The sequence below is a fragment of the Flavobacterium sp. SP2 genome, assembly GCF_057626655.1.
The window spans coordinates 1-12382 of record NZ_JBVHBT010000004.1; the positions used below are offsets into that span (position 1 = coordinate 1).

Consider the following 12382-nt stretch of genomic DNA (forward strand, 5'->3'; position numbering starts at 1 on the left):
GGAAAGTTTGAGATCAAAGCTTACTTTTTGATACTCATTTTTTCGACAGGGTTGTTTTTTTGGTGTTTCCATAGGATACTAAAAGTGTTTAATTTTTAGTCAACCTATTTTAGGACGAGAGGTTGGTTTGAATATCACATAACGTTCCGCCGCTTGAAGCCAGTTGCGGCTTCTAAGCACAGACGTTAACAAATATAACGAAAAGTTAGAACGAAAAAACGTCTTATAAAAGAAAAAAAACAATCACCGAACTTTCTAAATAAATCCCGAACCAGCAATTGCTTCAAACGGCTGTTAGTGGCTGGTTTTTATTTTTTATTTAGTTAAACACTGCGGGACAATTTTTACTGTTTTTTATAAATTAGAATTTCATTTACTCTGATGGATTTGTCATTCACATCCCTATCCCATTGATTTGATTTTTGAATTATCAGATTACTATCATTAATTTCAAGAACGTCCAAGTTTTCGCATTCTTGGAAAATAGTATCATTCTCACTGATTATTTTGTCCGGAATTAGTGATATTGTAATTCCAAATCTATTTTCATTTCTATTAAGGTAGAATTTTCCACTTGAGTTTACTCTAAGATCATCACTACTATATTTTTTAGTGTAATTTCCATCCTTAAAAATGATGTCTTCATTATAATTTTGTTCTTGTAAAATCCATTTTCCGTTGTACTTATTTTTTTCAGTGGTTTGATTACAACTAAAAACAAAAGTTAAGAGTAGAGAAAAGAATGATAGAACAAATACATTTTTTAAATTTATTGAATGCCTTTTCTTTTTCATAATCAACTCAATTTGTATTGCCTTTTGAATTTGTAACATTAATTTATTTTTTAGTTCAAATTTAATCAATTTGTTCATAGAGTTGATTCCAACGCTATCGTCCGAAACTAGCCACTAACTTGTATATAGCAGCCATAAAATGGCTCCAATCTACCCTAATCTGGGTGGCTTTGAGCCATAAAGGCAGATAATGTATACAACACAAATATATAAAAAAATCCTTCAAGCAAGCATTTCAATTGTACTACGAAGTTACCCAACAAAAAAAGCCTTTCATAGAAAGGCTTTCAATACAAAGTAATCAATTTCAATTATTTATTCAATAATTTTTCCAAATAAGCCGTCTTATCTTTTTCAGCTTGAACAAGTCGCTCGTAAAGTTCTACAACTTTGTCTAAAGGGTTGAAAGTACAATTAGTATTGAACCCACTACTTTGGTCATTAAACGTATTAAAGTAGTTAATCACATTTTCCTCAGAAAAACTCTTAATAGCATCAGTTGTTACTCCAAGTTCTCTTGCAATTTGTTCTAATTTTTCATCTTCAATATTTTCACTTGCCTCTATGTTAGAGATAGTTTGTTGGCTTACGCCAATAGCTATCGCAAGAGCTTCCTGTTTTATACCGCGCAATTCGCGTATACGGCTAATATTGCGTCCTATATGTTTTGGTTTGCTAGTTGTATCCATACGTCAAAAATAATCTTTTTTTTAAATTACGCCTTTGGTAAAATACCAGTAAAGCAAATATATACTTTTTTATAAACATCCAAGTTGTCAATTCAGGAAAAAATAGTGGCAATTCGGGAGAAAGAAGTAGGGCAAGAGTATTATCGTTCTTTCCAAACTCGTTTTCCCTTGGTACCTTGTAAAACAGTAAACAAGTCGCGCTCAACGTCAACTACAAATTTTAAGTTAGGCACATACGGCATTAATTTGTTAAGCTGCACCGCCATTTGCCTATCTCTAACAGTAATAACGATCAGTTCCCATTTCAAAATCACTGCAAAATCAGCAGCACTCAGTGGTACACCAAGAGCAGCAAGCAACAACCGGATCTTTCGGTTATTCGCTTCAACAACAATCCCATCCAACTCATTCAAGGCAGCATAAAAAGGACCTGGCAAAACTACTCTAGACATAACAGCAACTTTAAATTCAAATGCAAGTTACAATTTTTTACCATCCAATAGCAATAGTTCAATAGCGGCAACTGTATAGCATCACCATACCATCCCTATGGCATCTCCCTAGATAAAGCATCAATGGTGAAAGTACAGGCCTATAAATCCAGCTTGTAATAGTTAGAAAACAATAGGTCTTCTCGCAATACACAACGCACTAATAACAACAGTGCCGCTAACTATTTTCAACTAGTTCTCGTTCATAGACAGCCATAAAACGCAAACTTGTCTATCTTCATAACAAGTACGTTCTAATTTCCGCCGTGATTAATCACATAAACCCAGGGTACGTTCCTCCTGCATAAAAAAAATCCCTAACTGCTGTAACACAATTAGGGATTTTAATAACTTTATAAAACGATTTAGTGTTGCTCAATCCACAACCTAGCATTAACAAAGGCTTCAATCCAAGGCGAAACTTCATCAGTAGTATCTTTTGGATAGTGTGCCCAATTCCATGGAAACGTGGAACGCTCAATGTGTGGCATCATCACTAAATGTCTTCCGGTTGTGTCACAGAGCATTGCGGTGTTAAAATCGGAACCATTTGGATTGGCTGGATAACCTTCATAACCATATTTGGCTACAATATTGTACTGACTTTCGTCGTAAGGTAATTTGAATTTTCCTTCACCATGCGAAACCCAAACACCCAACGTTGTTCCAGCAAGTGTGGATAACATCACCGAATGGTTTTCTTGCACTTTAACAGAGGTAAATATACTTTCGTGTTTTTGTGAATCGTTGTGGTGCATTTTTCCATGAATTTCATGCTCCGGATTGATCAATTCTAATTCCATAAACAACTGGCATCCATTACAAATTCCAACGGATAAAGTGTCTTCTCGTTTAAAGAAATTCTTTAAGGCATTATTCGCTTTTTCGTTGTATTTGAATGCACCAGCCCAACCTTTAGCCGAACCCAAAACATCTGAATTGGAGAATCCACCAACGGCACCAATAAACTGAATGTCTTCCAATGTTTCTCTTCCCGAAATCAAGTCGGTCATGTGAACGTCTTTCACGTCAAATCCTGCTAAGTACATGGCATTCGCCATTTCACGCTCCGAATTACTTCCTTTTTCACGAATGATGGCTGCTTTCGGACGAACCGAATTTGTCATTTTGAGGAACGAAGAATTTCCTGTAAAATGAGTTGGAAATTTATACTGTAAAGGTTGATTAGCAAAGTTTTCAAAACGCTCCAACGATTTTCCGTTTTTAGTTTGTTTTTGATCGAGTAGGAACGAGGTTTCGAACCATTTTTCTCTCAAAGTCGAAAGTCGAAAGTCGAAAGTCGAAAGGTGTAAAAAATCTCCTGCAACAACATTTCCTATTTTGAAATACTCGATTCCGTGTAAACCTTTTTCAAATGCTTCGTCGTCTCTTGCTTGAAGCACCAATCCTATATTTTCTGAAAATAAAATTTTAACCAAATCTTTTTCTGCGAAAGCAGCAAAGGATATTTTTGCTCCCAAATTCACATCGGCAAAACATAGTTCCAATAAAGTCGTAATCAATCCACCGCTTCCAATATCATGGCCTGCAACAATTTGGTTGTCTTTAATTAATTCTTGAACCGCGTTGAAAGCGTTTTTAAAGAATTCAGAATTTTTAATTGTTGGAACGTCATTTCCAATTTTGTTTTGCGTTTGTGCAAACGAACTTCCGCCCAACTTAAATTCGTCTTGTGACAAATTAATATAATAAATAGAACCTTTGTCTTTCTGTAAAACGGGTTCCACTACTTTGGTAATATTGTCGCAATTTCCTGCTGCCGAAATAATTACAGTTCCAGGCGCAATTACTTCATCATTTGGATATTTTTGTTTCATCGAAAGTGAATCTTTTCCGGTTGGAATATTGATTCCCAATTCAATTGCAAATTCGGAACACGCTTGAACTGCTTCATATAATCGTGCATCTTCGCCTTCATTTTTACATGCCCACATCCAGTTGGCAGAAAGTGACACACTTTTCAAATTGTCTTTTAAAGGAGCAAAAACGATATTGGATAATGCTTCAGCAATTGCAGTTCTACTTCCAGCTGCCGGATTAACTAAAGCTGAAATCGGCGAATGGCCAATAGAAGTCGCAATTCCTTCTTTTCCGTTGTAATCTAACGCCATAACGCCAACGTTATTCAATGGCAATTGCAATGGACCAACGCATTGTTGTTTGGCTACTTTTCCGCCAACGCAACGATCGACTTTGTTGGTTAGCCAATCTTTACAAGCCACAGCTTCAAGTTGGAACAATTGCTCTATATAAGTTGGAATTTCATCTTGCGAATAGTCTACATCGCTATAATTTCTAACAATAGTTTTATCGTTCATTATGGTTTTTGGCGAACTTCCAAAAAAGTCTTCCAAAGCATAATCCATAGGTTTTAATCCAGTAGTTTTCGACTCAAAAGTAAATCGATGGTCGTTGGTAACATCGCCTACTTGATACATTGGTGAACGTTCTCTGTCGGCAATTTTTTGAAGAAAATCGATGTCTTTTTCACCAATTACCAATCCCATACGTTCTTGCGATTCGTTTCCGATAATTTCTTTAGCAGAAAGCGTTGGATCGCCAACAGGTAATTTATCTAAATCTATCAATCCGCCAGTTTCTTCTACTAATTCTGAAAGACAATTTAAATGTCCACCAGCACCATGATCGTGAATTGAAACAATCGGATTGTGATCACTTTCTACCAAGCCACGAATGGCATTGGCAGCACGTTTTTGCATTTCAGGATTCGAACGTTGAATGGCATTTAACTCGATTCCAGAACCAAAAGCTCCGGTATCAGCAGACGAAACTGCTGCGCCACCCATTCCGATTCTATAATTTTCTCCACCAAGAATTACAATTTTATCGCCTTCTTGTGGTTTCTTTTTTAGGGCTTGATCTAATTTTCCGTAACCAATTCCACCAGCTTGCATGATTACTTTATCGTAACCCAGTTTTCTGTTTAGCTTCGCTCCGTTCGGCTGTGCCTCGGGTTCTTCTTCGTGTTCAAACGTTAAAACCGAACCTGTAATTAAGGGTTGTCCAAATTTATTTCCAAAATCGGATGCTCCATTGGATGCTTTTATCAAAATATCCATTGGTGTTTGGTACAACCACGGACGTTCAGCCATGGCTTCTTCATATTTTCGATTGTTGGTCAATCTCGAATACGAAGTCATGTAAACGGCAGTTCCAGCTAAAGGTAACGAACCTTGTCCTCCAGCCAATCGATCGCGAATTTCTCCACCAGAACCAGTTGCTGCGCCATTAAATGGTTCAACAGTTGTTGGGAAATTATGGGTTTCTGCTTTTAAGGAAAGTACCGAATCAAACTCTTTTTCTTCGTAAAAATCAGGTTTGTCAGCGCTTTTTGGAGCGAACTGCGTTACTCTTGGACCTTTTACAAAAGCTACATTATCTTTATAAGCCGATACAATATCGTTCGGATTTTCTGACGATGTTTTCTTAATCAATTTGAATAAAGAAGTTTCTTTTTCAACGCCATCGACGATAAAAGTACCATTGAAAATTTTATGACGGCAATGTTCCGAATTGGCTTGCGAGAAAGCAAATACTTCTGAATCGGTTAGTTTTCTATCTATTTTTTTTGAAAGATTTTCTAAATAAGTTACTTCTTCATCGCTCAATGCCAAACCTTCTTGCTTGTTGTAACTAGCAATATCATCAATTTCAAGAATAGCTTCAGGTTGAATGTTGATGGTAAAAATTTCTTGGTTTAACTCCGCATATTTTTGCGAAAGCATTGGATCGAAATCGGCGAAAATTTCAGCAATTTTCTGAAATTCTTCAATTCTGATGATGCCTTCGATACCCATATTTTGAGTAATTTCTACAGCATTCGTACTCCAAGGCGTGATCATTGCGGCACGTGGTCCAACAAAAAAATCCGTTAGTACGGATTTTTCTATTTTATGTGCGTTGTTGAATAACCAATTTAATTTTGAGATTGTTTCTGCCGAAAGTTCGTTTTGCGTTTGTACGGCAAAAACTGTGTTACTTTCGTTTCCGAAAAAATGAATCATTGTGTTGTTGTTAGTTGTTGTAATTGAAATGCAAATTTAATGATTTCAAATTAAATTATCGATTAAAAAAAGCGACAAAATTGCCGCTTTACTTTTTATCTAATTACAATGCTTTTGACTACAGATTGGTTGTCTTTAGTGACTTTGACTAAATAAATTCCAGATTTGAAATTTGTAAGTTCCATTGTGGTTTCGTTTGCATTGGATTTTTCGAATATTTTTTGACCAATTGACGAGAATATTTCGATGGAATAATTCAATTTTTCAATACCAAAATCTAAATTGAAATTTCCATTTGATGGATTTGGATAGACTGTAAAATCAAAATTTTGTTTTGGAGAATTGCTCGTATTTGCTGTTTTATTTCCAATTCCGTTGCAAGTGTCTAAGGCATAAACGGTCCAATCGGTTGTTTTATTGAATGTTGTTTTTGGTACAACTACTGTGGTTTTTCTTCTGATGGTTTCGTCTACCGAGAAATTTGCTGTTCCACCATTTAAAGTTCCGATAATGTCAATTAAAACTCCGTTTTTGAATAATCCTACGGCATCGTTTCCATTGAACGTCATTTCGGTCGCAGCCGATGAAATGTTGGCACTTGCGGTTGCGTAACAACCAGTTGCAATACTGCTGTTTACCAAAACAAACTTACCAGTATTGGCTAAAGTTCCAGATAATGTAATTCCTGTACTCCAGGCGCCAGCACCATTGGTTTGTTTTTTTACGCTGTATGTCGCAAGTGCTACTGAAGCTCCAGTTGCGTTGGTAATTTCAAGTACTTTATTGTTTGAAGAACCTTCGATGTATTCTGAAAAATACAAATCGGTAACTAACGAAGTTGCCGTTGTTGTGGCGTTAATCGTAGTACTATTTGCGGAAGTATTTCCTGCTGCATCTTTTGCTTTGGCATAAAAAGAATAGGTTGTTCCAGCTGATAATCCTGTAATTGAAGCAGTTGTTGTTGAAACTGTAGTTTTTAAAGTTCCATTCATGTAAACATCATACGAAGTAACTCCAATGTTATCTGTGGATGCAGTCCAAGATACTTGCAATGAAGTAGAAGTTATGTTGGAAGCAGACAAACTTGTTGGCGAAGTTGGCGCTTGCGTATCTGCAACCGGCGTTGTTCCACCCCAAATCATTCCCACATATTCGGGATGATCAATGTACGGATTGCGGTTTAATTGTCTTGCGTAAATGGCGTTATTTCTGGCAATTTCTCTTGCACTAACTGGATCTTGATTGTGCCACTGAAGTAGTACATCTCTAAAAGCAGTGGTAAAAACTTGGTTACTCGTTCCATTGAACATTTCGTAGGAATATCCAGCAACTGTATTTTCATATCGTGTGGCGAAGTAGAAATACATTCGGGCAACATCGCCTTTGAATTCATCGATAGGTTCAAAAACGGTTCCAACATATCCTGTTGTTGCGCTTGTTCCAAGTTTGCATCCGTTTAATGATGTCCACGAAGCTGTTGCAACTTTTCCGTGTGGGTAATTGGAACGCATTCCGTTTACTTTTCCATCGGTTGGTGGAATAAAATGAGCATCGGCAACCATTGGCGAAGCAGAATTGAAAACCGATTGCGGAATAATATGTTCTCGGTTGTAGCAATTTCCTTCAACGCTGTACGTTCCGCATTGGCTTGTTCCGTAGGTGTAAACGTAAGGATCGGCAGATGTAGGTCTTTCTGAATAAATGTCGATTATTGAATTGTCGTTTTCGTATTGTTTGTCTCTATCGGAAGTGGAATAAGTTGTCCACAATCCCGCATATCCTTTATCGGAATGACCTTTGATTTTGTTGTAAAGTTGTGTCTTTAATGTGTAGCCTGTTCCTGTTGCTGTAGCATAATATCCAGTAGGAATTTGCGAAAATGCATAAAATGACATTAAAAATGCTGTTAAAAGTAGTTTTGTTTTCATATAGGTTAATTTTGTTTTTTAGTGGTCATCTATGTTATCGCTTTTTATTTGTTAGGATTTGCTTGCGCAAACTTGTTTTTGATGGCGATTTCATATGTGGTTTGGTTTAATACTTGTAAATTTAGTAGATAACTTAGGTCTTTAATCGATGGTTTAAAAAAGTTAATAACAATGAATTGTTACTTATTTCTATTTTCGAAAAGGCTGTAAAAGTAAGGGCTTGTGGTTTTTAAAATGTGCAATTAGCATTAAATTAAGTTTAACAAATGGTTTTCAAGTAATAAAAAAAGCCTTTCAAAAACTAAATTTTGAAAGGCTTACTAACTATTTTGATTCGTGATTTATTGAAACTCGTAGGCTCCTAAATCAGGATTTATGCGTTGATTTCCTAAAATGTCAAGTGGAACTCCTATATCAGCTCCAACGTCAATTGCATCAGAACCTTCTAAGATGTTCAGCTTGTTTTGTGTAATACTTTCAAATTTTGGATTTTTGCTTTTAAGAATATTGGTGTCGACATTCAAGAATTCATAAATTGAACCAGGTACAATTGGTGAATTGTATTTAATCAAACATTTTGTAAAATCAGGTGTTGTCCAAACTCCAGAATCTGCTTTATTCAATAATAATTCAACTTGATTTGAGCCAGTAATTATGGAATTTGAAAATTCAGCTTTGGTTAACGGATAGGTAACTTGTTCATTATTTTCATTTAAAAAGAAGTTATCAACTAATAATGCAACTTGTCTAGAACTTGGCCAGTTGTTATTAAATGTACAGTGTTTGAATTCGTACGAACCACCAAGTGTGCAAGCTACTGCGGCTTGACCACCATAATTTACAACAATATTTTCGCCTACTAGTGTAGCGGTTTTAGCATAGATTCCAATATTAGAAGAGTTGTATATCTGCGTGTTTTTAATTGTCATTGGCGTTCCAGCATTATTTTCAATTAACAAACCTACTGCTGCATTTTTTATGGTTAGGTGATTAATTTCATGATCGATGCTGCCGCTTGTTAGCCAAATGGTTCCCCATTGTCCTGGCGTATCTGAAAATCCGGGTTCCAATCGATCACCTTCAAAAATTACTTCGTTTTCTAAAGCTTCGGTTGTCGACTGTTCACCTTGAATTTTTAGCGAGGCATTATTTCCGACTATTAAACCAGAATCGGCATGAAAATGTACACGTGCGCCAGCTTCTACAAGCAGTGTTTCTCCATTTGGAACTGCTGCATAACCATAAACTACATAGGGTTTAGAATTGTTCCAGATGAATTCATCATCATTTAGATCATGACTTAAAAATCGTCCTCTTATAGTAATTGGATCTCCATTTTCGTCTAATCCTAAGTTCAATTCGTCATAGGTATAACTTTCATCAGGATTCTGTGTTCTGTTAGGATAAATAAAATACGCATCTTGAATTAAAGTTACCAAATCTACATCTTGCGGAGTTCCGTTAACGTTGTAAAAATCAATTTTATCGGTGTACAGAAAATCGTCAGGATTGGCACTGGCAACATCGGCAGTAACTTCTATAAAAATGAACAAACTGTCTTTTGCCAACAATTCGACATTACTAAAAATTTTGTTTTCAGCGCCAGCATCGCCAGTCATTCCGTCTACAGTCATTCGATATTTTGACGCAATGCCTTTTTGTAATTGAATTTTCGGAATCGAAATATCTTTATCGCTTCGGTTGTATACTTTTAAACGATAGGTGCTTGAACCGATATTGGTAAAAACGGTATCTAAATATACAGTGTCTTTAGAAAATTCTAAACCGCCGGTACTGGGTTCAAAAACAAAATCTTTTCGACACGAAGTTATTGAAATGGCAAGTCCTATAAATAGTAGTAGTAATAATTTGCGCATGGCTGAAATCTAATTTTGGTAAATGTATGAAACAATTTGAAAATCTGAAAATATCAATTTGTAATTACTAACGCAATTTGATTGGTTTTCGTCTGTAAAAAAAATGAATCTTCTAAATGATTATAAAATTCAGTATTTTTGTAGAAAATAAAATTGCGATGTCATTTGATAAAGAAAAAGTATTGAAAATCTGTCGAGAATGGTCTAAAAACACCTTGATGGAAACTTTAGAAATAGAATATATTGATGCCGGTGAAGGTTTTTTGGTTGCCAAAATGCCTGTTAATTCAAGAGTGCATCAACCTATGGGTTTGCTTCATGGTGGTGCAACAGTTGCGCTTGCTGAAAGTGTTGGAAGTGCGGCTTCGATTATGTTTATCAATCCTGAAAAACAAGAAGTTCGTGGTATCGAAATTTCGGCGAACCATTTGCGAAGTAAAAAAGAAGGAGTTGTTTTTGCTACAGCCAAAATTATTCATCAAGGACGAAGTATTCATCTATGGGAAATTAAAATTGTAGACGAAAAAGACAAATTGATTTCGCTTTGCAAATTAACCAACATGATTTTACCAAGTAAAGGACGATGAGCGAAATCTTCAACAAAGCTAAAAATCAATTTAAGGCGCAATTGCCGTTTGTAATTTATTGCAAACCCAACTCTGACAAGACCATTGCATTGTTTCAGGAAAACGATGATTTGCATTTGCTTGGACAAACTGAAGAAAGTGGTTTTGTTTTTGTTTCATTTGATGACGAACAGCGCTATATAATTCCGGATCGCGTTTCAAGTATTTATTTTGAAAAAAATGATGCTCACGAATATTTTGTTTCAAATGAAAACGACATACTAATTGACGAGGAGTCGAAAATTGCTTTCGAAAATTTGGTTGCAAACGCGGTTGAAGCCATACAAAATGCTCAATTTGAAAAAGTGGTTTTATCGCGAAAAGAAACCATTTTGACGCCTACTTTTGACTTTGAAATATCATTTAGAAAACTACTTTTTCATTATCCTTCCGCTTTCAAGTATTGCTTTTATCATGCAAAAGTAGGTTTTTGGATGGGTGCAACGCCAGAACAATTTGTTAAAATAAATAATGAAAAGTTAAGTACTGTTTCTTTAGCTGGAACACAATTGCATAATGGAACTAGCGAAATTACTTGGTCGAATAAAGAAGTAGAAGAGCAACAAATTGTGACTGATTATATTGTTTCTAATTTGAATAAATACAGTTCACAAGTTTCTAAAAGTTCACCGAATACAGTTCAAGCAGGTAATTTAGCGCATATAAAAACCGATATTGAAGCACTACTTACTTCTGAAAGTGAGCGTTACAACATCATTGCAGCTTTGCATCCCACACCAGCGGTTTGTGGTTTTCCAAAAGATGCGGCTAAGGCATTTATACTTGAAAATGAAAAGTACAATCGGGAGTTTTATGCCGGATTTTTGGGCGAATGGCAAAAAGATTTTACGACCTATGCACAGCATCAGTCTGATTTATTCGTAAATTTGCGTTGCATGAAAATCAATCAAAATGCAGTCGAAATTTATGTAGGTTGCGGCATTACTAAAGACAGTATTCCTGAAAAAGAATTTTTAGAAACCGTAAATAAGTCGACAACCATGCGAAAGGTCCTGTGATTTAGAATTAGTATTTCGCATTAAATTTATTAAAAACAAAAAATGAAATTAGATATATTAGCTTTCGGAGCGCATCCAGACGATGTTGAATTGGGTTGTAGCGGAACTATAGCCAAAGAAATTTCTCTTGGAAAAAAAGTTGGAATAATTGATTTGACTCGTGGCGAATTGGGTACCAGAGGTTCGGTGGAAATTAGAAATTCAGAATCGGCAAAAGCCTCTGAAATTTTAGGTATTTCAGTCAGAGAAAATTTGGATATGCGTGATGGTTTTTTTGTAAATGATGAAGCCCATCAATTAAAAATTATTCAAATGATTCGAAAATACCAACCTGAAATTGTGCTTTGTAACGCCATTGACGATAGGCATATTGATCATGGAAAAGGAAGTAAATTGGTTTCTGATGCTTGTTTCTTGTCGGGATTAATTCGCATCGAAACGCAACTTGATGGTGAAAATCAAGCAGCATGGCGTCCCAAAGTTGTGTACCATTACATACAATGGAAAAATATTGAGCCCGATTTTGTTGTTGATATTTCAGATTTTGTAGCTGTTAAAACCAAGGCGATTCTGGCGTACAGTTCGCAATTTTACAATCCGAATGACAATGGTCCGATAACACCAATTGCGACAAAAAATTTTCTTGAAAGTATTCATTATCGATCTCAAGATTTAGGACGATTGGTAGGAGTAGAGTATGCTGAAGGTTTTACTACAGAAAGATATTTGGCCGTCAATAGTTTAGGAAATTTAATATAAATTTTTATAATTTATTTTGCAAAAGCCAAGAATAGTGCTATATTTGCACTCGAAATAAACACGGTGGTTGTAGCTCAGCTGGTTAGAGCATCGGTTTGTGGTACCGAGGGTCGCCGGTTCGAACCCGGTCATCCACCCAATTTTTTAAAAGCT

General features: G+C 35.8%; 9 protein-coding genes and 1 tRNA gene. 4 read left to right on the forward strand and 6 right to left on the reverse strand.

Translation table 11 applies throughout. The annotated features are described in order from the left end of the window. Nucleotides 1-344 precede the first annotated feature (344 nt). The 6 genes from ACZ098_RS09545 to ACZ098_RS09570 form a co-directional block, all read right to left on the reverse strand. Entirely contained in the window at nucleotides 345-833 is a 489-nt protein-coding gene (locus ACZ098_RS09545) for a hypothetical protein (RefSeq protein WP_487311534.1), read from the reverse strand. 272 nt (nucleotides 834-1105) lie between these two features. Further along, nucleotides 1106-1483 carry a helix-turn-helix domain-containing protein gene (locus ACZ098_RS09550; protein ID WP_487311535.1) on the reverse strand — a complete coding sequence of 126 codons (378 nt, stop codon included), beginning with the start codon at nucleotides 1481-1483 and terminating at the stop codon, nucleotides 1106-1108. 140 nt (nucleotides 1484-1623) lie between these two features. Further along, nucleotides 1624-1935, reverse strand: a complete 312-nt coding sequence (locus ACZ098_RS09555; protein ID WP_487311536.1) for a hypothetical protein — start codon at nucleotides 1933-1935, stop codon at nucleotides 1624-1626. A 404-nt stretch (nucleotides 1936-2339) separates the two neighbouring features. After that, nucleotides 2340-6020: a phosphoribosylformylglycinamidine synthase gene (gene purL, locus ACZ098_RS09560; RefSeq protein ID WP_487311537.1), complete on the reverse strand. Its 3681-nt coding sequence runs from the start codon at nucleotides 6018-6020 to the stop codon at nucleotides 2340-2342. 95 nt (nucleotides 6021-6115) lie between these two features. Next, nucleotides 6116-7948, reverse strand: a complete 1833-nt coding sequence (locus ACZ098_RS09565) for an endonuclease (RefSeq protein ID WP_487311538.1) — start codon at nucleotides 7946-7948, stop codon at nucleotides 6116-6118. A 341-nt stretch (nucleotides 7949-8289) separates the two neighbouring features. Next, on the reverse strand, nucleotides 8290-9825 hold the full coding sequence (locus tag ACZ098_RS09570) for a choice-of-anchor Q domain-containing protein (RefSeq protein WP_487311539.1): 1536 nt from the start codon (nucleotides 9823-9825) through the stop codon (nucleotides 8290-8292). A gap of 158 nt (nucleotides 9826-9983) precedes the next feature. On the opposite strand from ACZ098_RS09570, the gene ACZ098_RS09575 reads away from it, so the two are divergent. The 4 genes from ACZ098_RS09575 to ACZ098_RS09590 all read left to right on the forward strand — a co-directional run bounded on the left by ACZ098_RS09575 (nucleotide 9984) and on the right by ACZ098_RS09590 (nucleotide 12366). Beyond that, entirely contained in the window at nucleotides 9984-10412 is a 429-nt protein-coding gene (locus ACZ098_RS09575; RefSeq protein WP_487311799.1) for a hotdog fold thioesterase, read from the forward strand. Continuing rightward, the gene (locus ACZ098_RS09580; protein WP_487311540.1) at nucleotides 10409-11470 is read left to right on the forward strand and encodes a chorismate-binding protein; all 1062 of its coding nucleotides are present in this window, start codon (nucleotides 10409-10411) and stop codon (nucleotides 11468-11470) included. Before ACZ098_RS09575 ends, ACZ098_RS09580 begins: the two co-directional genes overlap by 4 nt. A 42-nt stretch (nucleotides 11471-11512) precedes the next feature. Then, the gene (gene bshB1 / locus ACZ098_RS09585; protein ID WP_487311541.1) at nucleotides 11513-12229 is read left to right on the forward strand and encodes a bacillithiol biosynthesis deacetylase BshB1; all 717 of its coding nucleotides are present in this window, start codon (nucleotides 11513-11515) and stop codon (nucleotides 12227-12229) included. Nucleotides 12230-12292: 63 nt separating this feature from the next. Then, nucleotides 12293-12366, forward strand: a tRNA-His gene (locus tag ACZ098_RS09590). Nucleotides 12367-12382 lie beyond the last annotated feature (16 nt).